At 38.8% G+C, this 26,249-nt stretch carries 18 protein-coding genes and 1 tRNA gene; 12 read left to right on the top strand and 7 right to left on the bottom strand.

Going from position 1 to position 26,249, the window contains the following annotated elements; translation table 11 throughout:
- The first annotated feature begins 2 nt into the window (after positions 1-2).
- Positions 3-971 (top strand): zinc transporter permease subunit ZevB, encoded by a 969-nt coding sequence (gene zevB, locus AT683_RS06400; protein WP_038441067.1) that lies wholly within the window; start codon positions 3-5, stop codon positions 969-971.
- Positions 972-1,073: 102 nt separating this feature from the next.
- On the opposite strand, the gene AT683_RS06395 is transcribed toward zevB, so the two are convergent.
- Positions 1,074-1,149 (bottom strand) — tRNA-Asn (locus tag AT683_RS06395).
- A gap of 436 nt (positions 1,150-1,585) precedes the next feature.
- Here AT683_RS06395 and uvrB point away from each other — a divergent pair.
- Positions 1,586-3,625 (top strand): excinuclease ABC subunit UvrB, encoded by a 2,040-nt coding sequence (gene uvrB, locus AT683_RS06390; protein ID WP_038441065.1) that lies wholly within the window; start codon positions 1,586-1,588, stop codon positions 3,623-3,625.
- A gap of 30 nt (positions 3,626-3,655) precedes the next feature.
- Here uvrB and AT683_RS06385 read toward each other — a convergent pair whose 3' ends face one another.
- Entirely contained in the window at positions 3,656-5,581 is a 1,926-nt protein-coding gene (locus AT683_RS06385; RefSeq protein ID WP_038441063.1) for an LTA synthase family protein, read from the bottom strand.
- 224 nt (positions 5,582-5,805) lie between these two features.
- Entirely contained in the window at positions 5,806-8,076 is a 2,271-nt protein-coding gene (locus AT683_RS06380; RefSeq protein WP_042599674.1) for an NADP-dependent malic enzyme, read from the bottom strand.
- 197 nt (positions 8,077-8,273) lie between these two features.
- Here AT683_RS06380 and AT683_RS06375 point away from each other — a divergent pair, with 197 nt between their 5' ends.
- The 3 genes from AT683_RS06375 (at position 8,274) to AT683_RS06365 (ending at position 10,886) form a co-directional block, all read left to right on the top strand.
- Positions 8,274-8,894 (top strand): DUF1919 domain-containing protein, encoded by a 621-nt coding sequence (locus AT683_RS06375; RefSeq protein WP_058222209.1) that lies wholly within the window; start codon positions 8,274-8,276, stop codon positions 8,892-8,894.
- A gap of 95 nt (positions 8,895-8,989) precedes the next feature.
- The gene (rsuA, locus tag AT683_RS06370) at positions 8,990-9,688 is read left to right on the top strand and encodes a 16S rRNA pseudouridine(516) synthase RsuA (RefSeq protein ID WP_058222208.1); all 699 of its coding nucleotides are present in this window, start codon (positions 8,990-8,992) and stop codon (positions 9,686-9,688) included.
- A gap of 1 nt (position 9,689) precedes the next feature.
- The gene (locus AT683_RS06365; protein ID WP_050846944.1) at positions 9,690-10,886 is read left to right on the top strand and encodes a Bcr/CflA family multidrug efflux MFS transporter; all 1,197 of its coding nucleotides are present in this window, start codon (positions 9,690-9,692) and stop codon (positions 10,884-10,886) included.
- Positions 10,887-10,918: 32 nt separating this feature from the next.
- Here the strand turns inward: AT683_RS06365 and AT683_RS06360 are convergent, their stop codons facing one another.
- Entirely contained in the window at positions 10,919-11,719 is an 801-nt protein-coding gene (locus AT683_RS06360; RefSeq protein ID WP_050948481.1) for a hypothetical protein, read from the bottom strand.
- A gap of 98 nt (positions 11,720-11,817) precedes the next feature.
- Here AT683_RS06360 and AT683_RS06355 point away from each other — a divergent pair, with 98 nt between their 5' ends.
- Complete coding sequence (locus tag AT683_RS06355; protein ID WP_048949921.1) at positions 11,818-12,480, top strand: trimeric intracellular cation channel family protein; 663 nt, start codon at positions 11,818-11,820, stop codon at positions 12,478-12,480.
- 20 nt (positions 12,481-12,500) lie between these two features.
- Positions 12,501-13,754 (top strand): glutamate-5-semialdehyde dehydrogenase, encoded by a 1,254-nt coding sequence (gene proA / locus AT683_RS06350; protein ID WP_058222207.1) that lies wholly within the window; start codon positions 12,501-12,503, stop codon positions 13,752-13,754.
- A 94-nt stretch (positions 13,755-13,848) separates the two neighbouring features.
- Here the strand turns inward: proA and dnaJ are convergent, their stop codons facing one another.
- Positions 13,849-14,997 carry a molecular chaperone DnaJ gene (dnaJ, locus tag AT683_RS06345; protein WP_050845908.1) on the bottom strand — a complete coding sequence of 383 codons (1,149 nt, stop codon included), beginning with the start codon at positions 14,995-14,997 and terminating at the stop codon, positions 13,849-13,851.
- 86 nt (positions 14,998-15,083) lie between these two features.
- Positions 15,084-16,991 carry a molecular chaperone DnaK gene (gene dnaK, locus AT683_RS06340; RefSeq protein ID WP_005694297.1) on the bottom strand — a complete coding sequence of 636 codons (1,908 nt, stop codon included), beginning with the start codon at positions 16,989-16,991 and terminating at the stop codon, positions 15,084-15,086.
- Between the two features lie 266 nt (positions 16,992-17,257).
- Here dnaK and AT683_RS06335 point away from each other — a divergent pair, with 266 nt between their 5' ends.
- Positions 17,258-18,700, top strand: a complete 1,443-nt coding sequence (locus tag AT683_RS06335) for a YdgA family protein (protein WP_011272711.1) — start codon at positions 17,258-17,260, stop codon at positions 18,698-18,700.
- Positions 18,701-18,856: 156 nt separating this feature from the next.
- Here the strand turns inward: AT683_RS06335 and mgsA are convergent, their stop codons facing one another.
- Positions 18,857-19,315 carry a methylglyoxal synthase gene (gene mgsA / locus AT683_RS06330; protein WP_005687337.1) on the bottom strand — a complete coding sequence of 153 codons (459 nt, stop codon included), beginning with the start codon at positions 19,313-19,315 and terminating at the stop codon, positions 18,857-18,859.
- Positions 19,316-19,614: 299 nt separating this feature from the next.
- Between mgsA and aceE the strand changes: the two genes are divergently transcribed.
- The 4 genes from aceE to apt all read left to right on the top strand — a co-directional run bounded on the left by aceE (position 19,615) and on the right by apt (position 26,239).
- Positions 19,615-22,275: a pyruvate dehydrogenase (acetyl-transferring), homodimeric type gene (gene aceE, locus AT683_RS06325; protein ID WP_011272712.1), complete on the top strand. Its 2,661-nt coding sequence runs from the start codon at positions 19,615-19,617 to the stop codon at positions 22,273-22,275.
- A 62-nt stretch (positions 22,276-22,337) separates the two neighbouring features.
- Positions 22,338-23,999: a pyruvate dehydrogenase complex dihydrolipoyllysine-residue acetyltransferase gene (aceF, locus tag AT683_RS06320; protein WP_048951725.1), complete on the top strand. Its 1,662-nt coding sequence runs from the start codon at positions 22,338-22,340 to the stop codon at positions 23,997-23,999.
- A gap of 113 nt (positions 24,000-24,112) precedes the next feature.
- A complete protein-coding gene (gene lpdA, locus AT683_RS06315) occupies positions 24,113-25,537 on the top strand; it encodes a dihydrolipoyl dehydrogenase (RefSeq protein ID WP_005663527.1) in 1,425 nt (474 codons plus the stop codon).
- Between the two features lie 159 nt (positions 25,538-25,696).
- Positions 25,697-26,239, top strand: coding sequence for an adenine phosphoribosyltransferase (gene apt, locus AT683_RS06310; RefSeq protein WP_005650156.1), 543 nt, complete (start codon positions 25,697-25,699; stop codon positions 26,237-26,239).
- The last annotated feature ends 10 nt before the right edge of the window (positions 26,240-26,249 follow it).

Raw genomic sequence — 26,249 nt, 5'->3', positions numbered from 1 at the left:
AAATGAAAAAATATAAAACTGGGCTCGTGTTATTAGTGATTGCACTCGCCTTACTTGGCTCTTTTTCCCCTTGGTTTTTCTTACATATTGCTGCATGGCAAAAAGATTTTAATCAGCTTATTTCGGAAAATTTACATCAAATTCAAAATAATAGCATCAAGGCAGGCATCACACTTATTTTCGCCAGCTTTGTTTACGGCGTACTTCATGCCCTCGGGCCAGGACACGGCAAATTTATTATTGCCAGCTATCTTTCCACGCATGAAAGCCAATTAAAACAAAGCACTATCTTGAGTTTACTTTCTTCCTTAATGCAAGGCATTGTCGCCATTACAGCAACAACATTGCTTGTTGTAGTGCTAAATCTTTCATCACGTTATTTCAAATTAAGCCAGCTTTGGTTAGAACGAACTGCCTTGCTATTATTGGTATTTCTCGGCTGTTATTGGATTTGGCAAGGTCTACGTGCCTATCGTAAAAAAGCTAAATTAGCCATTAAATCCCTCAATCCCCTCCCTCTACACGAAAAAAGTGCGGTGAAAAATAACCGCACTTTTCAGCCAAACACCTGTAGTTGTGGACACCAACATTTGCCAAGCCCGACGCAAACTGCACAAGCAACTAATTTAAAATCACAATTTCTCGTGATTCTAACAATTGGCATGCGCCCATGTAGCGGTGCAATTTTCGTTTTATTTTTAGCTTATATGCTTGATCTTTATAGCTGGGGAATTTTAGCTGTATTAGCCATGTCTTTCGGCACGGGGCTTATGCTGTCAGCCTTCGCAGGAATTGTACGTTATGCACGAAATACCGCAATCCACTTAGGGCATTGGTATAGTTCAAAAAATACGAAAGGAAAAAGCGAAAGCATCGTGAAACTAATCGCAGGTGGAATAATGCTATTTTTTGCCCTGAGTTTGTTATACGGCACAACCATCTCAACTGGCGGAAGCAAAATCCTATTTTGAAGTTAAAAATAAAGCCCATCAACATGATGGGCTCAAAATCTTTTGGTTGCTAATTTAGAATTTGTAAAAGGAGACAAACAAACTCTAAACCAAAAGAAAAATTGGCTCCTCCTGCTGGACTTGAACCAGCGACATATGGATTAACAGTCCACCGTTCTACCGACTGAACTAAGGAGGAATAAACTTTGTATCACAAGGAACAGGGCGCGAATTTTAATGATCGATAGTTAGCTTGTCAATGCAAAATTTAAAAAAATTTCATAAAAAAATAAAAAATTTTCTCATCTTTTATATACCCCCTAATATTTATTTTTCTATCCACAGAGCCTGTGGATAACTTTGTGGATTAACTTTTTAAAATTTTGCGGATCCCTTGTTCTTACAAGGATTATTCAATCTTGATTATAGATTAGCCTAAAATTAAATTTTAATTTAAAATCAATAAGTTAAGTTTTGTCTAGTAAAAATTTAAAGTTTTTTTAATGAATTTGTGACATCTTTCTCTTGACATCGCTAAGTCTGTGTAAAACTTAGATTTTTGCCTGATCAATTTTACACAGTAAATATGCTAAAATAGGCATTATTCAAAACTATCAAAAAACCGACCGCACTTTATGTCTGAAAAAATCAACACAAAACCATTCATTCTGCATTCCGACTTTCGTCCCTCTGGCGATCAGCCACAAGCTATCGAAAAATTGGCTGAAAATTTAACGGATGGTTTGGCGCATCAAACTTTACTCGGGGTAACTGGCTCGGGGAAGACGTTTACTATCGCCAATGTAATCGCTCAATTAAATCGCCCCGCGATGTTACTTGCACCGAATAAAACCCTTGCTGCTCAGCTTTATGCAGAAATGAAAGCTTTTTTTCCAGAAAATGCGGTGGAATATTTTGTGTCTTACTATGATTATTATCAGCCAGAAGCCTATGTGCCAAGCAGTGATACATTTATTGAAAAAGATGCGTCTATTAATGATCAAATTGAACAAATGCGACTTTCTGCGACGAAATCTTTTCTAGAACGTCGAGATACCATCGTGGTGGCTTCTGTTTCTGCAATTTATGGTTTGGGCGATCCTGATAGCTATTTACAAATGATGTTGCATTTACAACAAGGTGCCATTATCGATCAACGCCAAATTTTAGCGAAGTTAGCGGAATTGCAATATACCCGAAATGATCAAGCATTTCAGCGTGGAACTTTCCGTGTTCGCGGAGAAATTATTGATATTTTCCCTGCGGAATCTGATGATCGTGCGGTGCGTATTGAATTATTTGATGATGAAATCGAGCGTTTAAGTTTATTTGATCCGCTCACTGGTAGTAGTTTTGGTGCTGTACCACGTTTTACGATCTATCCTAAAACTCACTATGTGACGCCAAGAGAACGTATTTTAGATGCGATAGAAAACATCAAAAAAGAACTGGTATCACGCCGTGAATACTTCATTAAAGAACATAAACTTTTAGAAGAACAGCGTATCAGCCAACGAACCCAATTTGATATTGAAATGATGAATGAATTGGGCTATTGCTCGGGAATTGAAAACTACTCTCGCTATTTATCGGGCAGAAATGAGGGCGAACCACCACCAACATTATTTGATTATATGCCCTCTGATGCGATTTTAATTATTGATGAATCTCATGTAACTGTGCCTCAAATTGGTGGGATGTATCGTGGTGACCGTTCACGTAAAGAAACCTTAGTCGAATATGGTTTCCGTTTGCCGTCCGCATTGGATAATCGTCCGTTACGCTTTGAGGAATTTGAACGCTTAGCTCCGCAAACCATTTATGTTTCCGCAACACCAGGGCCTTATGAATTAGAAAAATCAGGCAGTGAAATCATCGATCAAGTGGTTCGCCCCACTGGTTTGCTTGATCCGCTTATTGAAATTCGTCCAGTGTCAATTCAAGTGGATGATTTACTTTCCGAAGCTCGCCAAAGAGCGGATAAAAATGAGCGAGTTTTAGTCACAACACTCACTAAAAAAATGGCGGAAGATTTAACGGATTATTTAGATGAACACGGGATTCGTGTGCGTTATCTACATTCTGATATTGATACCGTGGAACGCGTCGAAATTATCCGTGATTTGCGTTTAGGCGAATTTGATGTATTAGTGGGAATTAACTTATTGCGTGAAGGTTTAGATATTCCAGAAGTGTCTCTTGTGGCGATTTTAGATGCAGACAAAGAAGGATTTTTACGTTCCGAACGTTCTTTAATTCAAACCATCGGTCGTGCTGCACGAAACTTAAATGGTAAAGCGATTTTATATGCGGATAACATCACAAAATCCATGGAAAAAGCCATCACCGAAACCAATCGTCGTCGTGAAAAACAAACAAAATACAATGAAGAACACGGCATTGTGCCACAAGCATTAAATAAGAAAGTCGGCGAATTGTTAGATATTGGGCAAGGTGCAAACCAAAAAGCGAAAGCCAATAAACAACGTGGAAAAATGTCGGCAGAACCAACCGCACTTTATAATGCACCGAAAAATGCCAAAGAATATCAACAACAAATCAAAAAACTGGAACAACAAATGTATAAATTTGCGCAAGATTTGGAATTTGAAAAAGCCGCGGCAATTCGCGATCAATTACATCAATTGCGTGAACAATTTGTTTTTGATAACTAAAAGAAACGCCAGCTTAAGCTGGCGTTCTGTCTATTTATTTTCACCTGAAGAATACAAGCGATTTTTATACAAATAACTACCTAATAAAGCATGAGCCAATGCCTCTTTTTTCATTGCATCAGGCACCTCTTTTGGCGTTAAAGTTTCTGTTGATTTATCATAATGATAACCTTGTGCTGCTTTATTTGGCATTTGAATTACCACATCATTATTGCCTTTCATCATTGCTTGAGTTTGATCGTATTGCATAAAAGCACGATCTGGGTTTACATCTTGCGTTAAATCAAAACCAATCATTGGATAATTGCCACTTACGCCAGCTAAAGAAAGCAATGTAGTTGGCATATCAATTTGGCTCACAAGACGGCTGTCACGACGTGGCGTAATGCCATCACCAAGAATCAAGGCTGGAATATGGAAATGCTTAATCGGCACAAGACTTGCTCCGCCTACACGAGAATCGTGATCCGCAACAATTAAGAAAATCGTATCTTTCCAATAATTAGACTGTTTTGCCATTTTAAAGAAATGACCTAAGGCATAATCCGCATATTTTGCTGCGTTATTACGAGTGGCTTTTGGTTGCTCATAAAGCTCAATCTTGCCATCTGGATATTCAAATGGATCGTGATTGCTGGAACTAAACACTAAACTAAAAAACGGTTTACCTTCATTTTGTAATTTCGTGAAAGTTTCATTGGCTTTATCAAATAAATCCTCATCACTCACGCCCCAAGTGCCAGTAAATTTTGGATTCTGATAGTCTTGTTGATCCCAAATATCTTTAAAGCCATTACCGTAGAAAAAGCTCGCCATATTGTCGAAGTGCTTTTCGCCACCATAAATAAAGGAAGTGTTATAGCCTTGTTTATGTAATAAATCCGCAATAGTAAAGAAACCACTTTGGGCATTATTAAGTTTCACCACTGCACGAGCTGGTGTTGGCGTAAAACCTGCGGTTGTTGCTTCAATACCACGTACTGAACGCGTGCCTGTTGCATAAAGATTTTCAAATAACCACCCTTCTTTTGCGAGCTGATCCACATTTGGAGAAAGTGGTTTGCCACCAAGTGTTCCAATAAACTGAGCACCGAGACTTTCTTGTAGCAAAATCACGATATTTTTAGGTTTACCCTGATAAGTCGCGACATTTTTCGTTAAAGTTGGGTATTTATCTGAAATGTAATCACTTTCTGGACGGCCACGGCTAGCTTTAACAATACGAAACATTTCATCTGCATCCATTTTTCCGTACATTTCTGAAGATTTTTCTTCATCTTTAAATTGCTGTGCCGCATAAATGACGGAATAGCCCGAATTAAGCACCAGAGAATTCACTAACGCATCAGAAGAAAATGCCACCATGGCGGGGTTAATACCACGGTGTTGAAAACTTGAACGTGCCCCAAGGAAGCTCACGACAATCACAAGCAAAGCAATCACAGGGCGAAGTTTCCAACTGATTGAACGTAAATTTTTGACTGCCCAACCAGAAATTTTCCAATAAATCACGGCAGCTAAAATAGTGAAAACAAGGCTAAAAATTACCGCACTTAAATGTCCTTCCGCAAGCATTGAAAAAACTTCTTTCGGATAAATCAGATATTCGATAAATAAACGATTTGGGCGGTAATCGTAGGTTTCAATAAAGGCAGGTGTGGCAATTTCCATAAAGATAATGAACACGCTACCAAAGGTTAGCCATAGGCGTAAAATTTTTACCCAAACTTTACTGCTATGGAACAATGTTGTGAGCAATGCTGGTACGCCAAATAAATAACAAAGTGCCACAACATCCATTCGTACGCCTTGCAAAAATAATTGCAACCAGCCATCTACGGCGGATACACGCTCTGATTGCCATACAGCAAGTCCCAAACGGGATAAGGAAAGGATAATGAGATTAATTAACACGAATGTGAAGATGGGGAATAAAGGGGAATGAGCTTTTTTCATTGTAAAAACCACTAACACAACGGCATCCAAGCCGTATTAAATTAAAGAAAGATAGGCAACTGTCTATCAGCTCCTTTTCGACAAAATAAAAGCCTTAAAGTGCGGTAAATTTTCGCATAGTTTTACTTAATCTCAAATGTAAACACATTCACTAGAAAATAAAGCCTCGAGAAAAATCGAGGATTCATTAAATAAACGACAGAAATTCACCGCACTTTTTTTAATTACTCTTGTTGTGCTTTCACTGCTGCATAGGCAATCATATTGATAATACGACGAACAGATGCACCTGGATTAAGAATATGCGCAGATTTATTCATTCCCATTAAGATCGGGCCAACGGTAATTGCCGTAGTAGTGCCGCGTAATAAGCTATAACTAATACGTGATGCACTCAAATCAGGGAACACTAATAAATTTGCGCTTCCTTTCAATGGGCTATCAGACATTAATTCTTTTCTGTGTGCTTCATTCATCGCTAAATCTCCACGCATTTCACCATCGATCATTAAATGTGGATTGCGCTCTTTGACGATCTGTAATACTTCGCGCATTTTTGGTGCGCCTAATGAATCAGATGAACCAAAATTAGAATGAGAAAGCAATGCAACTGCAGGTTCAATACCAAAACGATGAATTTCTTCTGCTGCCATTAAGGTAATTTCAGCTAATTCTTCTGCTGTAGGATTACTGTTTACGTGAGTATCTGTTAAGAATACGTTACCAGTCGGTAATACAAGACTATTTAAAGCAGCGGCAGTTTTCACGCCGTCTTTTAAGCCAATAATATCTCGAATAGAGGCAAGGTGTTTTCCGTATGAACCAAATAAACCACATACTAAAGCGTCTGCATAACCTAAGCTAAGCAATGTAGAAGCTAATACGGTAGTGTTAGAACGCACGACACGTTTTGCGATTGCAGGTGTAATGCCTTTACGTTTAGTAAGTTCGTAATAGTGTTTCCAACATTCTTCATAGCGTGGATTATCTTCATTATCCACAATTTCAAAATCTACACCTGCAGTTAAACGTAAACCAAGTTTTTTAATTTTTTCTTCAATCACGCTGCGGCGACCAATTAAAATTGGATTTGCCAAGCCCATTGAAATCACTTCTTGGGTGGCATGTAATGCTTTATTTTCTTCCCCTTCCGCTAAAATAATGCGTTGTTTTGCCGATTTTGCTTGGCTGAAAATAGGACGCATAAACAAGCTCGTTTTGTAAACGAACTGAGTGAGTTTTTCAACATAAGCATCCCAATTTTGAATTGGACGAGTTGCCACACCAGATTCCATTGCAGCTTTTGCTACCGCTGGTGCAATACGCACAATCAAGCGAGGATCAAATGGACGAGGAATCACATAATCCGCACCAAATGTCGCCCCTTCGCCACCGTAAGCAGAGGTTACCACTTCGTTTTGCTCTTCTAATGCAAGGTCAGCAATGGCATAAACTGCCGCACGTTTCATTTCTTCATTAATAGTGGTTGCGCCCACATCTAATGCACCACGGAAAATAAATGGGAAACAAAGCACGTTATTTACTTGGTTTGGGTAATCGGAGCGGCCTGTACATACAATCGCATCAGGACGAACAGCTTTTGCTTCTGGCGGGGTAATTTCAGGATTTGGATTAGCTAAAGCAAGAATAATTGGATGCGCAGCCATACTTTTAACCATATCTTGCGTAAGCGCACCAGCCGCAGAACAACCTAAGAAAATATCTGCATTTGGAATCGCATCACCAAGTTTACGCCAGCCATTATCTTCAATTGCATAATCTTTTTTGGTTTGATCCATTTTGTCATCACGATCTTTATATACCACGCCTTTCGAGTCGCAAACTGTGATATTTTCACGTTTCATGCCTAAAGAAAGTAATAAGTTCAAACACGCAATAGATGCAGCACCCGCACCAGAAGCCACTAAGCGTACATCTTCAATTTTTTTACCTACAATACGAAGAGAATTGATGATCGCAGCAGCACTGATGATCGCCGTGCCATGTTGGTCATCATGGAATACAGGAATATTCATTCGCTCACGCAATTTTTGTTCGATATAGAAGCATTCAGGTGCTTTAATATCTTCAAGATTTACCCCACCGAAAGTTGGCTCTAACGAGGCAATAATATCCACAAGTTTATCGGGATCATGCTCATTCACTTCAATATCAAATACGTTGATGCCCGCAAATTTTTTGAACAACACGCCCTTTCCTTCCATTACGGGTTTGCCCGCTAGTGCGCCAATATTGCCAAGCCCAAGTACCGCTGTGCCATTGGAAATCACCGCCACTAAATTGCCACGTGCTGTATATTTGTAAGAGGCGGCAGGATCTTTTTCAATTTCTAAACAAGGCTCTGCCACACCCGGTGAATAAGCTAAGGCAAGATCACGTTGGGTTGCTAATGATTTTGTTGGGGTAACTTCGATTTTTCCAGGAATTGGAAATTCGTGGAAATCTAAGGCTGCTTGACGTAATTGTTCGGTCATAATAAATGCTCCATTTTCTTGAAACAGGATTGAAATATTGCGTCGATTATATCTGTTTTTTATTCAAAAAATTGTGACGAACTGCAAATTTTCACAACTTTATAACAAAATTTTTTTGATGCGAGGCATTAGCTAGACTTTTCATTTTTCAGCAAAAAAGGTAGGATTTTCGCAACAAAAGCATAAAGGATGAGAAAATGAATCCATTTCAAAAAATTAAAAGTGCGGTGAATAAATGCCAAAGATTTTTCATTAATCGCACTCTGCAACGTAAACTAACAAATCAAGGTATGACTGTCATTGCTGCCAATTGTATGGGTGCTTTTATCTTACATGATTTGCACCAGCCGTTTAATTCCCCTTTTGTGAATCTCTATCTCTCGCCACAGGATTTTTTGCGTTATTTACAAAATATGGATTTCTACCGTACTCAACCTCTCACATTCGTACAAACAGAAAAAAGTTATCCAGTGGGAAAACTTGCCGATCTTGAAATTCATTTTATGCATTATCACAGTGAGCAAGAAGCCAATGAAAAATGGCAACTTCGCACGCCACGAATGAAGTTAGACAATCTTTTTATTATGATGACAGATCGAGACGGCGTGACCGAAAAAGACATTCAACTTTTTGATCAACTCCCTTTTAAAAATAAAGTAATTTTTACTCACAAGCCCTACCCTGCTTTTAAATCAGCTTATTATATAAAAGGCTTTGAGAAGCAAAATCAAGTAGGCGATATTTTTGAATTTTCAGGATGGAATGGAAAAAAATATTACGATCAATTTGATTACGTGAAGTGGTTTAATCAACCTTAACAGATAGAGGCTGCAGATTAAATGCAGCTTTTTTGTTTCGTTATAAAAGCAAAAACCTGTACAATGCCCAGCGAATTTTAACAAGAGAAAACATAATGAGATTAGATAAATTTATTACTGAAAATACGGGATTAACGCGTTCTCAAGCAGCGAAAGCAATCCGTCAAAGTGCGGTAAAAATTAATGGCGAAATTGTCAAAAGTGGTTCAGTACAAATTTCACAAGAAGACGAAATTTATTTTGAAGATGAATTATTAAGGTGGGTGGAAGAAGGTCAGTATTTTATGTTGAATAAACCACAAGGCTGTGTTTGTTCTAATGATGACGGCGACTATCCAACAATTTATCAATTTTTTGATTACCCTTTAGCTGGAAAATTACATAGCGCAGGTCGCTTAGATGTGGATACGACAGGTCTCGTATTGCTTACCGATGATGGACAATGGTCACATCGCATCACTTCGCCAAAACATCATTGTGAAAAAACCTATTTGGTGACATTAGCTGATCCCGTAGAAGAAAATTATGCCGCGGCTTGTGCGGAAGGCATTTTATTACGCGGAGAAAAAGAGCCCACTAAACCAGCAAAATTAGAAATTTTAGATGACTACAATGTGAATCTGACCATTTCTGAAGGTCGCTATCATCAAGTAAAACGTATGTTTGCCGCACTTGGGAATAAAGTCGTTGGATTACATCGCTGGAAAATTGGTGATGTAGTGTTGGATGAATCCTTAGAAGAAGGCGAATACCGCCCATTAACTCAAAGTGAAATTGAAAAGTTAGTAAAATAATATGAATCAACAAAAATCGACTTTCATCTTTATTCTTACCCTCGGTATTCTCTCTATGCTACCGCCCTTTGGCGTGGATATGTATTTGCCGTCTTTTTTAGAAATTGCAAAGGATCTCGACGTAAGTCCAGAACAAGTACAACACACGCTCACCTCTTTTGCTTATGGCATGGCGTTTGGTCAGCTTTTTTGGGGGCCTTTTGGTGATAGTTTCGGACGAAAACCGATCATTTTACTCGGTGTTATTGTGGGCGCACTAACAGCTTTAGTACTTACCGAAATAAATTCAGTTGGAAATTTTACCGCACTTCGTTTTGTGCAAGGTTTCTTTGGTGCCGCACCTGTTGTGCTTTCAGGCGCATTATTACGTGATTTATTTAGTAAAGATCAGCTATCCAAAGTGATGTCCACCATCACGTTAGTATTTATGCTTGCACCTTTAGTTGCACCAATCATTGGTGGTTACATCGTTAAATTTTTCCATTGGCATGCGATTTTTTACGTTATTTCGCTCGTGGGATTATTAGCCGCTGCATTGGTCTTTTTCATCATTCCAGAAACCCATAAAAAAGAAAATCGCATTCCTCTGCGATTAAATATTATCGCTCGCAATTTCCTTCTGCTTTGGAAACAAAAAGAAGTGCTAGGTTATATGTTTGCCACCTCCTTTGGCTTTGGCGGATTATTTACCTTTGTCACCGCAGGCTCGATTGTATATATCGGCATTTATGGGATTCCTGTCGAACAGTTCGGTTACTTCTTTATGATGAATATCATTACGATGATCTTTGCTTCCTTTTTGAATACCCGATTTGTCACCAAAATTGGTGCAGAAACAATGCTACGTATAGCCCTCGCAATTCAATTTATTTCAGGAATGTGGCTAATTTTGACCGCACTTTTAGATCTCGGCTTTTGGTCAATGGCAATTGGCGTTGCCCTTTTCATCGGTCCAAACCCTGTGATTTCATCAAATGCAATGGCATCAGCTTTAGAAAGATGTCCTCAAATGGCGGGGACTACAAATTCTTTGATTGGTAGCGTGCGTTTTGCAGTGGGTGCAATGATGGGAAGTTTAGTTGCGTCAATGAAAATGGATACTGCTGCCCCAATGCTCTTTACTATGGGAGCATGTGTCGCGATTTCCGTATTATCCTATTATTTTCTAACCAGCCGAAATCTAAAAAGCCGTGGATAAATATCCCCACGGCTCAATGATTGTTTTCTTTATTAAACAAATACCATCCATAACGGCAAGCAAGCAGCAATAAATAATAGGATAAATAAGCTATTGGCAGATAATTTCCACTTTTGGAAACCATGCAGAATCAGAATAGCCGCAATAACAAAATGGCAAACAAAATAAATGATGTAGGCAAAAACACTCTCAGAATTAACCGCACTTTCCATGCCATTTAAAAGTAAAAATAAAAACATTGCCAAGGCATTTAAAGCAAGCAATATAATCATGGCTAAGGGCAACAATGCGATAAAACCGTCCAAACGACTACGTGCAATCACAAGCGAAAGATTTGCTAAAATCACACCAGATAAAATCGGTGCAAAAGGGTTATATTCAGCAAAATCACTCGCAGGAAGCACGGTAAAAATCATTAAATAACTCAAGCAACCTAAACCCGCAATTAATGCAGCCATCAATAAAAAGCTGTTACGGATTTTTTCAGTTTTTGGTTGTTTCCAAATAAAATACACGACAGAAAGACCACATACGCTCATCACGTTAGTAAGCGTGTGATTATTTTGTAATAGGCTTATCAGCAACCAAACCGCCCAATAAATGGCAAAAGTGAGATTAACTTTGATTAAACGACCACGTTGTCCTGGGCAAATTTCGCCGCGATAAAATACCAACAAAGAAATTAACTGTGCAACTAACACGCCTACACCTAAATTAGGCATTGTTTGCTTTTCAGATTGCAAAGAAAAAATAAATAGATCGATGCCAAGCACCATTGAGATCGATAATACCGCAAGCAATGCTGCGATATATTTAGAAGATTGTTCTGACATAATTTTGACGTCTGAAAAAAATAATGCGCCATTATGCTAAAAATTCATTAAATTTTAAAGTAGAATGAAACCAATTATAACCGCACTTAGGTACATGAATGTTACTTAGTATTTTATATATCATCGGTATCACTGCTGAAGGAATGACAGGCGCACTTGCGGCTGGTCGTGAAAAAATGGATATTTTTGGCGTGATAATTATCGCATCCGTCACTGCCATTGGCGGCGGCTCAGTGCGTGATGTACTGCTTGGGCATTATCCTCTCGGCTGGGTTAAGCACCCAGAATATTTTTTAATGGTGGCAAGTGCGGCAGTAATTACCGTATATGTTGCACCGTTCATCAATCATTTTATGCGCTACTTTCGCACTATTTTCTTGGTGCTCGATGCGATGGGTTTGGTGGTGTATTCCATTATTGGCGCACAAATTGCGATGGATATGGGACATAGCCTCACTATTGTTTGTATTGCAGGTTGTATTACGGGTGCTTTTGGCGGGGTTTTACGCGATATGCTATGCAATCGAATTCCTCTCGTGTTCCAAAAAGAACTCTACGCCAGCATCGCACTATTTGCCACGCTGACTTATTACGCATTAAGCACACTTCAAGTAGAACATACGCTTGCCGTGTTACTCACACTTATTAGCAGCTTTACTTTACGTATTTTAGCTATTCATTTTGAATGGGGTTTACCAGTATTTAATTACCAAGAACTCACATCGGAAGAACAAGATAAGCTGCCAAATAAAAAGAAATAAATACAATAAAGGGAATAACTATGTTAGAACAAATGGGTAAACAAGCCAAAGATGCGGCATTTATCTTGGCTCAACTCACCACTGCTGAAAAAAATCGTGCATTATCCATTATTGCAGAACAACTCGAACAACAAGCACCGCTTATCTTAGCCGAAAACGCAAAAGATATTGAACTTGCTAAACAAAATGGATTATCCGATGCTTTGATTGATCGCCTACTGCTCACGCAAGAACGTTTGCAAGGCATTGCTAATGATATACGCCACGTTATTTCTCTAGCAGATCCCGTGGGGAAAATCATAGATGGCGGTACATTGGATAGCGGACTTAAAATCGAACGCATACGCACGCCGCTCGGCGTCATTGGCACAATTTATGAAGCTCGCCCAAATGTAACCATTGATGTGGCAAGTCTTTGCCTTAAAACGGGTAATGCAGTGATTTTACGCGGCGGTAAAGAAACACAGTTTTCTAACAAGATTCTAATCGAAGTTGTGCAAAATGCTTTAGAGCAAGCAAACTTACCAAAATTTGCAGTGCAAGCTATTACTGATCCAAACCGTGAACTCGTTATGCAATTATTAAAACTAGATCGCTATGTGGATATGATTATTCCTCGTGGTGGTGCGGGTTTACATGAATTGTGTAAACAACATTCAACTATTCCAGTTATTGTGGGTGGCGTGGGTGTTTGCCATACTTTCGTTGAAGAAAGTGCGGATCAAAATAAAGCGATTTTTGTTATTGATAACGCTAAAACACTGCGTCCAAGCACCTGTAACACATTGGAAACATTGTTAGTTCAGCGTTCTATTGCTGAAGAATTTTTACCAAAACTCGTCTCTCACCTCGCTACCAAAAACGTAAAATATCACGCAAAATCCACCGCACTTAATATATTGAAACAAGCGGGTGCGAATGTCTGCGAAGTGACAGAAAAAGAATTACGCGAAGAATGGGGATCATTGGATTTGAATGTCATTGTTGTGGAAGATATTCATGCTGCTATTGAGCATATTCGCCAATATGGTACGCAACATTCTGAAAGTATTTTAACTTCCTCACAAAACCTAGCGCGTCAATTTATCAATCAAGTTGATGCCGCTGCCGTTTATGTGAATGCAAGCACACGCTTTACTGATGGCGGACAATTTGGATTAGGCGCAGAAGTTGCCGTGAGTACCCAAAAACTTCATGCTCGTGGCCCAATGGGATTAGAAGCATTAACGAGTTATAAATGGGTATGTGAAGGCGAATATACTGTCCGCAAATAGTGCCATTGAACAAAAAGCACAAAAAGTGCGGTAATTTTTGAAAGAGATTATTCGCATATAAAAAAGTCCGCAAAAGCGGACTTTTTTATTATCTTTATTTGTCAGACTTACCCAAATTATCAAAGAATTTTTTCACACCATCTAAAAATCCTGAAGATTTTGGTGCATGTTTACTTAAATCTTTACCTTGTAAACTTTCTTCAAGTTTTTGAAGTAATTCTTTTTGTTCGCTGGTTAAATTAACGGGTGTTTCTACCACAATACGGCAAATCAAATCGCCCGCATAGCCACTACGTGTAGAGGCGACACCTTTGCCTCGCATACGGAATAATTTTCCAGTTTGGGTTTCTGCAGGAATTTTAAGCTTTACTCTGCCATCTAAAGTTGGCACTTCAATTTCCCCACCTAATGCCGCAATTGCAAAGCTAATTGGTACTTCGCAGTAAAGATTAGAACCATCACGTTCAAAAATATGATGTTCTCTTACGTGAATGACCACATATAAATCGCCAGCTGGCGCACCATTTTCGCCCACTGCACCTTTTCCAGCTAAACGAAGTTGATTGCCCGTATCTACGCCTGCAGGAATTTTTACTGAAAGATTTTCTTTCTTATGAACGCGTCCTTCGCTGTGACAACTGCGACAAGGTTTTTCAATTTTCTTACCGCTACCATGACAACTTGGACAAATACTTTCAGATACAAAGAAACCTTGCTGACGACGAATTCGACCAGAACCGTGACAATGCGGACAAGTTTCCACTTTAGAACCTTTTTCAGCCCCAGAACCACCACAGCTATCACAATGTGCAAGAGTATTGATTTGAATATCTTTGGTTGTACCTTTTACAGCTTCTTCCAAAGTAATTTCTAAGTCATAACGTAAGTCTTCGCCACGAACAACGCGCTGACGACCACGTCCACCGCCACCGAAAATATCGCCAAAAATATCGCCGAACATATCGCCGAAATCAGCACCACCAAAGCCGCCACCGAAACCACCTGCGCCACCACCTTGTTCAAAGGCTGCGTGGCCATATTGATCGTAGGCTGCGCGTTTTTGATCGTCGCCTAATACTTCATAAGCTTCATTAATTTCTTTGAATTTTTCTTCTGCTTCTTTACTGCCTTGGTTTTTATCAGGGTGATGTTTAGACGCTAAACGTTTATACGCACGTTTAATATCGTTCTCACTCGCCCCTTTTTGTAAGCCAAGGACTTCGTAGTAATCTTTTTTTGCCATAGTAATTTTGTAATTTGTTGCTGAAAATAAATACACCAAAAGGGCGTGTTTCCACGCCCTTTGTTTATGTTAAGAAGAGCGGTGAATTATTTATTATCTTTCACTTCTTCAAATTCAGCATCCACCACGCCATCATCTTTTGCTGATGATTGTTGTGGTTGCTCGCCACCAGCTTGTTGAGCTTTTGCTTGCACTGCTTGCATTAATGGTTCAGAGGCTTTAATTACCGCTTCAATTTTTGCTTCAATTTCTGCTTTATCTTCGCCTTTTGCTGCTGTTTCAAGCTCAGCGACTGCAGCTTCAATTTTCTCTTTGTCTGCGACACTCAATGCATCGCCAGCTTCTGCAATTTGTTTACGTGTTGCGTGAGCAATACCATCTGCTTGGTTACGAGCTTGAACAACTTCTTCAAATTTACGGTCTGCATCAGCATTTGCTTCTGCATCACGCACCATTTGTTGAATTTCTTCATCAGATAAACCAGATGATGCTTGAATACGAATTTGTTGCTCTTTACCCGTATTTTTATCTTTTGCTGATACGTTGATTACGCCGTTTGCATCGATATCAAATGTTACTTCAATTTGTGGCATACCACGCGGTGCAGGATTAATACCTTCTAGATTGAATTGACCTAAAGATTTATTGTCTGCCGCACGTTTACGTTCACCTTGAAGAACGTGAATAGTTACCGCACTTTGGTTATCTTCTGCTGTTGAGAATACTTGCGATTTTTTAGTTGGAATAGTGGTATTTTTCTCAATTAAAGTGGTCATCACACCGCCCATGGTTTCGATACCTAAAGATAATGGAGTTACGTCTAATAAAAGAACATCTTTCACATCACCTTTTAATACACCACCTTGAACTGCCGCACCGATTGCCACCGCTTCATCAGGGTTTACATCTTTACGCGCTTCTTTACCAAAGAACTCAGCAACTTTTTGTTGTACAAGTGGCATACGAGTTTGGCCACCCACAAGAATAATATCGTGGATTTCGCTTACACCTTTATCTGCATCTTTTAATACCGCTTTCAAAGACTCAATTGAGCTTGCCACTAAATCTTCTACTAATGCTTCTAATTTTGCACGAGTGATATTTAATGCTAAGTGTTTAGGACCTGTCGCATCTGCAGTGATGTACGGAAGGTTCACTTCAGTAGATTGAGCTGATGAAAGTTCAATTTTTGCTTTCTCTGCAGCTTCTTTCACACGTTGTAATGCCATTGCATCATTACGTAAATCGATATTTTGTTCTTTTTTGAACTCATCAATAATGTAATCAATTACACGGTTATCAAAGTCTTCACCACCTAAGTGAGTGTTACCACCGGTTGCCAATACTTCGAAAGTTTGTTCGCCATCAAAGTTATCAATTTCGATGATTGAAATATCAAATGTACCACCACCTAAGTCATAAACAGCGATCACTTGGTTCTCTTTGCTTGAACCTAAACCAAACGCTAACGCAGCCGCTGTTGGTTCATTAATGATACGTTTAACATCTAAACCTGCGATTTTACCTGCATCAATCGTTGCTTGACGTTGTGCGTCGTTGAAGTATGCAGGCACAGTAATTACTGCTTCAGTTACAGATTCACCCAAGAAATCTTCTGCAGTTTTTTTCATTTTTTTCAACACTTCTGCTGAAATTTGCGGTGGGGCTAATTTATCACCTTTCACGTTTACCCAAGCATCGCCATTGTCGGCACGAGTAATTTCGAAAGGCATAATTTTAATATCGCGTTGAACTTCTTCACTTTCAAAACGACGACCAATTAAACGTTTAATCGCAAACAATGTATTTTTTGGGTTAGTGATTGCTTGACGTTTTGCTGGCTGACCAACTAAGGTTTCATTATCTGTATATGCAATGATTGACGGAGTAGTACGTGCCCCTTCTGCATTTTCAATTACGCGCGCTTTATCGCCGTCCATTACAGCTACACAAGAGTTTGTTGTACCTAAGTCAATACCAATAATTTTTCCCATTTTGTACTCCTAGTAAAAATTTTAAAATTCGGGGTAGGGCTTTTAGACCTATTTATTACGAATTGTAAGATGTGGATATTCTTTCGCATTTCAAGAGAAAATTTTAAAAATTTTTTATTTCTTAAAGTGCGGTAATTTCCGTTCTTGTTTTTCAAAATAAGTCTCAAATGATGAAGTTCAAAGGGAAAACAAAAATTTTCAGGCAAGAAAAAGGGATTTGTGATAAATTTGGCGAAAATTTTTACTTTAAAATAGGAAAGAAATAAATGAAAAAATCAAAAATTGCTGCAGGCGTAGTCATTTCTCTTGCTGCCGTTTGGTGTGCAGGTGCATGGTTTACAGGGAAAAAAGCTGAAGAAGAATATTTACATCAACTAAAACAGTTAAATCAACTATTTACCAAAACTGAGGCATTAGAAGAAAGTAAAATTTTTTATAAAAATATAAAATTTGAAAGAGGATTATTTGCCTCTCACATTCAAGATCAAATAGAAATTCACAAGGCAAATGAAACGATCATTATTCCTTTATCATCAACACTTTATCACGGGCCTTTGCCGCTTGATCGTGTGGCAAAACTGAATTTCGTTCCAGCCATTTTTTCAAGCCAAACATTGTTAGGAAAAAATGCAACAACTCAGGCATTCTTTGATATCACAGAATCAGAGAAACCGTTACAACTGAATTTCGCAATGAATTATTCATTAAGCGGTAATGCGGAATTAAAACTTGCATCGGGGCAATATCACAATGAGCAATCTAAGACAGATTTTGATTGGTCAAATGTCGTATTAAATATTGATTTAAACCAAAATACACCAAATAACTATGTGCTATCTGTCGATACATTTAATTCAAATGCCCCTAATCATGCAGTTTCAACCGCTTCATCAATTAAAATAAAAGATCTTGTCGTACAAGGCTCGTTGCAAAGCACAAAATGGCCATTTATTTATAGTGGGAATATCAATAGTAAAATAGGCTATTTTGAGCAAAATACCGAATCTCCAGAGACTGGCGAAAAATTCTCTCTTATTCAGAAAAATAGCCAAGCAAATTTAACTACACAAGTTGAGGGTGATACAGTAAATATCATCAATAAAACGAATCTGGATGAATTACATATTAACGGTAACAACTTAGGTAAAGTGACCAACAATGTAGAATTCAACCATATTGATGGCAACGCATTACAAGAACTTTTAAATATTTTAGTTGCAATAGGCAAAGCCGACTCAGATATGCCTTTATCTAAAACATTGGTGCAAAAATTACAACAAGCAGGCATGATCATTGCGAATAATCAGCCTCAAATTAAATTTACCCCTCTTTCTATTTCTGATGAAAAAGGCAAAGTGGCATTGGATCTAAATATTGCTTTAGTGCCAAATCCTAAATTTGATTTAATGCGCAGTGGCTTATACAAACAATTCAAAGATTTTTCAATCAATTTTGATGTGAACAAAGAAACTGCGATTTCATTGTTATCTAAATTTGTACCAGAAAACCAAAAGCAAGATTTCGTTCACCGATTGAATGAATTAGTTACCGAAGGTGAAGTGAATGACATTATCGTAAACACGGACAAAACCGTAACATTAACGCTTGCTCTAGAAAATAACGACTTGAAACTAAACGGCAAGCCAATCCCAGAAGAACAGTTGAAAGTGGTACTCTTTATACTTGTAATGGGGGGATTTGGGAGATAACTGAAACAGGGCGATAAATTGTCGCCCTGTTTTGTATTTAATTAAAAGTATCGTAGGGTGGGCTTCAGCCCACCGTTTTTATTCTATTTTTTATGGTTAATTGGTGGGCTAAAGCCCACCCTACAACTATAAAGTGCGGTAAATTTTCGTTGCAGTTTAAGCTAACCGCTCTTTTAAATACCCTTCATAATCTGGTACGTCAATTTCCACATCTTGTTCAAATAAAACTGAAGTTAAAAGAAAATCTGCAGAGCTTTGATTAATCGCAACAGGGATATTCCACACTGTTGCAATACGCATAAGGGCTTTCACATCAGGATCATGTGGTGCAGCATTCATTGGATCCCAAAAGAAGATCATCATGTCGATTTTCTTTTCTGCGATTAATCCACCAAGTTGTTGGTCACCTCCCATCGGACCACTTAATAAAGATTGAATGCTTAAACCTGTTTCTCGTTCTAAAATATGCCCTGTTGTACCTGTTGCATAAAGTATATGAGGCTTAAGTGCCTCTTTGTGTTTTTGCGTCCAATTCAGTAAATTTTTTTTACAACTATCGTGAGCCACAAGTGCAATACGTTTGTGTTGAGTGAGGGTTCGAGTTGTTGTCTGCATTGCTGAGTCCTTTTTGAAAAAAATCTGAAAAAACTTTAAAACAAAGCCCGATGGAATGCAATATTTTACTGGTTATTTTAGCGAACAAAAAAACACAAAAAAATTACCGCACTTTCAAATAATTATTTATGGCAAAGCTGATTTGATATGATGATTTGATGAAAATTCACTATCTTTATCTCAAAAAATCTTCTAAAATTTACAAGATTTGTTAAATGTTTGTGAAAAGCAAATATTGCCGTATTCGTGTTTAGCCTTGTCTAAACTAATATTCACTCAAAACAGATTAAGGAAAACCTATGTCTGAGATTTTAAAAAATGACATTGATCCAATCGAAACACAAGATTGGTTGCAATCATTAGATTCATTAATTCGTGAAGAGGGCGTTGAGCGTGCTCAATATATTGTTGAGCAAGTTATTGGTCAAGCACGTACAAGTGGTGTTTCATTGCCAACAGGAGTTACCACTGATTACGTGAATACTATTCCTGTGGCTGAGCAACCTGCTTATCCAGGTGATCACGCCATCGAACGTCGTATTCGTTCAGCAGTACGTTGGAATGCGATCGCGATGGTTTTACGCAGTCAGAAGAAAGATCTTGATTTAGGTGGGCATATTTCCACTTTCCAATCTGCAGCAACAATGTATGAAGTTTGCTACAACCACTTTTTTAAAGCTGCAACAGAGAAAAATGGCGGCGATTTAATTTTCTTCCAAGGCCATGCAGCACCAGGTATGTATGCGCGTGCTTTCTTAGAAGGTCGTTTAACTGAAGAACAAATGGATAACTTCCGTCAAGAAGCCTTTACCGACGGTTTATCTTCATATCCACACCCTAAATTAATGCCTGAATTCTGGCAATTCTCTACGGTTTCTATGGGTTTAGGCCCTGTGAATGCCATCTACCAAGCGCGTTTCTTAAAATATCTCGATAACCGTGGTTTAAAAGATACCAAAGATCAAAAAGTTTATGCATTCTTAGGCGATGGCGAGATGGATGAAATTGAGTCTAAAGGTGCATTAACTTTTGCGGCTCGTGAGAAGTTAGATAACTTAATCTTCACTATCAGCTGTAACTTACAACGTTTAGATGGCCCTGTGAATGGTAATGGTAAAATCGTTCAAGAATTAGAAGGGCTATTTACTGGTGCTGGCTGGGAAGTGATTAAAGTTTTATGGGGCAGCGATTGGGATAAATTATTCGCGAAAGATACTTCAGGTAAATTAACTCAGTTAATGATGGAAGTCGTTGATGGAGACTATTTAACCTTTAAATCTAAAGATGGTGCATATATTCGCGAACACTTCTTCGGTCGTTATCCAGAAACTGCTGCATTAGTTGCTGATATGACCGATGATGAAATCTGGGCATTACGCCGTGGTGCACATGATAGCGAAAAATTATATGCAGCCTATGCAAAAGCACAAAATGCAACGAAACCAGTTGTGATTTTAGCGCATCAAGTTAAAGGTTATAAAATTCCTGAAGCGGAAAGTAAAAATACCGCTCACCAATCTAAAAAAATGTCTTACGAAAGCCTTAAAGGTTTCCGTGACTTCTTTGAATTACCATTAACCGATGAACAAGTAGAAAAATTAGAATACATTAAATTTGCTGAAGGCACACCTGAGTATGAATACTTACATGGTCACCGTAAAGCATTAAACGGTTATGTTCCCGCTCGTCGTACTAAATTTGATGTTGAATATAAAGTTCCTGCATTAGAAGAGTTTAAAGCATTATTAGAAGAACAACCTCGTGGTATTTCAACCACTATGGCGTTTACTCGTGCATTAAACATCTTATTAAAAGATAAAAACATCGGTAAAACTATCGTTCCAATGATTGCGGATGAAGCACGTACTTTCGGTATGGAAGGTTTATTCCGTCAAGTTGGTATTTATAACCCACATGGTCAAAACTATGTACCTTCAGACCGTGATTTAGTGGCTTACTATCGTGAAGCAAAAGATGGTCAAGTATTACAAGAAGGTATCAATGAATTAGGTGCAACCGCATCTTGGTTAGCAGCAGCGAACTCGTACTCTGTCAATAACCAACCGATGATTCCATTCTTTATCTATTACTCAATGTTCGGTTTCCAACGTGTGGGCGATATGATGTGGGCTGCAGGCGACCAATTAGCTCGTGGCTTTATGGTAGGGGGTACTTCTGGTCGTACAACCTTAAATGGCGAAGGTTTACAACACGAAGACGGTCACAGCCATATTCAAGCGGGCGTTATTCCTAATTGCGTTACTTACGATCCATCATTTGCATTTGAAGTTGCTGTTATTATGCAAGACGGTATCAACCGTATGTACGGCGAAAAACAAGAAGATGTATTCTATTATATGACTACATTAAATGAAGTGATGGATCAACCTGCAATGCCTGCTGGTGCGGAAGAAGGTATCCGTAAAGGTTTATATAAATTTGAAACAGTGGAAGGTAAAAAAGGCAAAGGTCACGTTCAATTATTAGGTTCTGGTGCGATTATGCGTCACGTTCGTGAAGCGGCACAAATTCTTGCAAATGACTACGGTGTGACTTCAGATGTATTTTCTGCGCCTTCATTCAATGAATTAGCACGCGAAGGTCATGATGCAGCACGTTGGAACTTATTACACCCAACAGAGACACAACGCGTACCATACGTTGCTCAAGTATTAGCTGATTTACCAACCGTTGCTTCAACTGACTATGTGAAAGGTTATGCTGATCAAATCCGTGCATTTGTACCAAGTAAGCACTATCATGTATTAGGTACAGACGGTTTCGGTCGTTCAGATAGCCGTGCAAACTTACGTGAACACTTCGAAGTTGATGCACGTTATGTTGTGGTTGCTGCACTTTCTCAATTAGCGAAAGAAGGTACAGTATCTAACCAAGTGGTTGCAGATGCGATTGCGAAATTCGGTTTGAATGTAGATCGTATCAATCCGCTTTATGCGTAATTGATGAAAACTGCGGTCAAAAAACATTGTGTTTTATGACCGCACTTTAAAAGGAACAAAAAATGTCAAAACAAATTCAAATTCCTGATATTGGTAGTGATGAAGTTACCGTAACAGAAGTGATGGTAAACGTAGGCGATACCATTTCTGTTGATCAATCTATCATTAACGTTGAAGGCGATAAAGCTTCAATGGAAGTGCCTGCACCAGAAGCGGGTGTTGTAAAAGAAATTTTAGTGAAAGTGGGCGATAAAGTTTCAACTGGTACTCCAATGCTTGTATTAGAAGCGGCAGGTGCTGCTCCAGCAGCTGATGAGCCTACTGCTCCAGTAGCTGATGCGCCTACTGCACCAGTGGTTGCTACCGCACCAACGGCTTCAGCTATTGTAGAAGTAAATGTGCCAGATATTGGTGGCGATGAAGTCAATGTAACCGAAATTATGGTTGCAGTTGGCGATACAATCACTGAAGAACAATCTTTAATTACCGTTGAAGGCGATAAAGCCTCAATGGAAGTTCCTGCACCATTCGGCGGTGTGGTAAAAGAAATTTTAGTGAAATCAGGCGATAAAGTTTCAACTGGTTCATTAATTATGCGTTTTGAAGTACTAGGTGCAGCTCCAGCAGCATCAGCATCAGCTTCAACATCAGCACCACAGACAGCAGCTCCTGCTACTACTGCACAAGCACCACAGGCAGCAGCTCCTGATACTACTGCACAAGCAGCTCAATCAAATAACAACGTATCTGGATTAAGCCAAGAACAAGTAGAAGCAAGTACAGGATATGCACACGCAACACCAGTTATTCGTCGTTTAGCTCGTGAATTTGGTGTAAATCTAGATAAAGTAAAAGGTACTGGTCGTAAAGGTCGTATCGTTAAAGAAGATATTGAAGCTTATGTGAAGACCGCAGTTAAAGCTTATGAAAGCGGTGCAACAGCACAAGCTACTGGCAATGGTGTAGCAAATGGTGCTGGATTAGGCTTATTGCCATGGCCAAAAGTTGATTTCAGTAAATTTGGCGAAATTGAAGAAGTTGAATTAAGTCGTATCAACAAAATTTCAGGTGCTAACTTACATCGTAACTGGGTAATAATTCCACACGTTACTCACTTCGATAAAGCAGATATCACGGATTTAGAAGCATTCCGTAAAGAACAAAATGCGTTAGCAGAAAAACAAAAACTCGGCGTAAAAATCACGCCAGTTGTGTTCATTATGAAAGCGGTGGCAAAAGCATTAGAAGCGTATCCACGTTTCAATAGCTCAATTACCGAAGATGCTCAACGCTTAATCCTGAAAAAATATATTAACATCGGTGTCGCAGTAGATACGCCGAATGGCTTAGTCGTGCCTGTATTCAAAAATGTGAACAAGAAAGGCATTATCGAACTTTCACGTGAATTAATGGAAGTATCGAAAAAAGCACGTGAAGGCAAATTGACTGCATCTGATATGCAAGGTGGCTGTTTCACCATTTCAAGTCTTGGTGGTATTGGTACAACGCACTTTGCGCCAATCGTAAATGCGCCAGAAGTAGCTATCCTTGGTGTGTCTAAATCATCAATGGAGCCAGTATGGAACGGTAAAGAATTTGCGCCACGCTTAATTCTTCCAATGTCATTATCATTCGACCACCGTGTCATTGATGGTGCAGATGGAGCTCGTTTCATTAGCTATCTTGGCTCTGTTTTAGCAGATTTACGTCGCTTAGTAATGTAATCTGTAGGTGGGCTTTAAGCCCACCGATTAATGAAATCTTTGGTGGGCAGAAACCCATCCTATAAAGACCGTAAAAGTGCGGTCAATATTTTTAACGTTTTTACGAGGTAAAAATGAGTAAAGAAATTAAAACCCAAGTCGTTGTACTTGGTGCAGGTCCTGCCGGTTATTCAGCCGCATTCCGTTGTGCGGATTTAGGATTAGAAACTGTTATTGTTGAGCGTTATTCAACCTTAGGTGGGGTGTGTTTAAACGTAGGTTGTATTCCATCTAAAGCGTTATTACACGTTGCAAAAGTAATTGAAGAAGCAAAGCACGCTAATAAAAATGGTATTTATTTTAGTGAACCACGCATTGAGCTAGATGAAGTACGTGCAGGTAAAGAAGCTGTTGTTGCTAAATTAACTGGCGGTTTAGCAGGAATGGCAAAAGCACGTAAAGTGACTGTTGTTGAAGGTTTAGCGACTTTTACCGATTCTCACACATTAGTTGCGCGTGATCGCGATGGAAACCCAACGACTGTTAAATTCGACAATGCCATTATTGCGGCAGGTTCTCGTCCAGTTCAATTACCCTTTATCCCACACGAAGATCCTCGTATTTGGGATTCAACAGATGCACTTAAATTAAAAGAAGTACCGAAAAAACTACTTATTATGGGCGGTGGTATCATCGGTTTAGAAATGGGTACTGTATACAATGCTTTAGGTTCTGAAGTTGAAGTTGTTGAAATGTTCGACCAAGTGATTCCCGCAGCAGATAAAGATGTTGTTGGTATTTACACTAAACAAGTTGAGAAAAAATTCAAGTTAATGCTTGAAACCAAAGTGACTGCAGTTGAAGCAAAAGATGATGGTATCTACGTTTCAATGGAAGGCAAAGCCTGTAATGACACCAAACGTTATGATGCAGTACTTGTCGCTATCGGTCGTGTGCCAAATGGTAAATTGATTGATGCAGGTAAAGCAGGCGTTGAAGTAGATGATCGTGGTTTTATTCACGTTGATAAACAAATGCGTACCAACGTGCCACATATCTACGCAATTGGGGATATTGTAGGTCAGCCAATGTTAGCACATAAAGGTGTTCACGAAGGTCACGTTGCCGCAGAAGTCATTGCAGGACAAAAACACTACTTCGATCCTAAAGTAATTCCATCAATCGCTTATACCGAACCAGAAGTGGCGTGGGTAGGTAAAACTGAGAAAGAATGTAAACAAGAAGGCTTAAACTACGAAGTGGCTAAATTCCCTTGGGCTGCATCAGGCCGCGCGATTGCATCTGAATGTTCAGAAGGTATGACGAAGTTAATCTTTGATAAAGATACGCATCGTGTACTGGGCGGTGCAATCGTAGGTTCTAATGGTGGGGAATTATTAGGCGAAATTGGTTTGGCAATTGAAATGGGTTGTGATGCAGAAGATATCGCATTAACTATCCACGCACACCCAACGTTACATGAGTCTGTTGGCTTAGCTGCGGAAGTATTTGAAGGCTCAATTACTGACCTTCCAAATGCAAAAGCGAAGAAAAAATAATTCTTATTGAAGAATTTTTAATTCTGCTTAGATTAAAAATTCCAGCCTAAATAAAAATCCCCAATTGGGGATTTTTATTTTCCTCTCTTTCTATTTTTTTATGATAGAATGCCAATCTAAAAACGTTTCTTTTTTTTACCGCACTTTTGAGCATTATTTATGACTACACAACTTGATTTAATCAAATCTTCTATCAAATCAATTCCTAATTATCCAAAAGAAGGCATTATCTTCCGCGACATTACGACCCTTTTAGAAGTTCCAGCAGCTTTTAAAGCAACAATAGATCTTATTGTGGAACAATATCGCGATAAAGGAATTACCAAAGTGCTTGGAACTGAATCTCGTGGTTTTATTTTTGGTGCCCCCGTTGCCTTAGCACTAGGTTTACCTTTCGAATTAGTACGTAAACCTAAAAAATTACCACGTGAGACTATTTCTCAATCTTATCAATTAGAATATGGTCAAGATACTTTGGAAATGCACGTTGATGCAATTTCAGAAGGTGACAATGTTTTAATTATTGATGATTTATTAGCAACTGGTGGCACAGTTGAAGCGACAGTAAAATTAGTGCAACGTTTAGGTGGAGCGGTAAAACACGCTGCATTTGTGATTAATTTACCTGAATTAGGTGGCGAAAAACGCTTAAATAATTTGGGCGTTGATTGCTATACACTCGTCAATTTTGAAGGTCATTAATTAAGGATTC

It is taken from the genome of Haemophilus influenzae (genome assembly GCF_001457655.1).
Classification (GTDB): domain Bacteria; phylum Pseudomonadota; class Gammaproteobacteria; order Enterobacterales; family Pasteurellaceae; genus Haemophilus; species Haemophilus influenzae.
The sequence above is the reverse complement of the archived record's forward strand: the minus strand, read 5'-3'. Positions and strand labels throughout refer to the sequence as shown.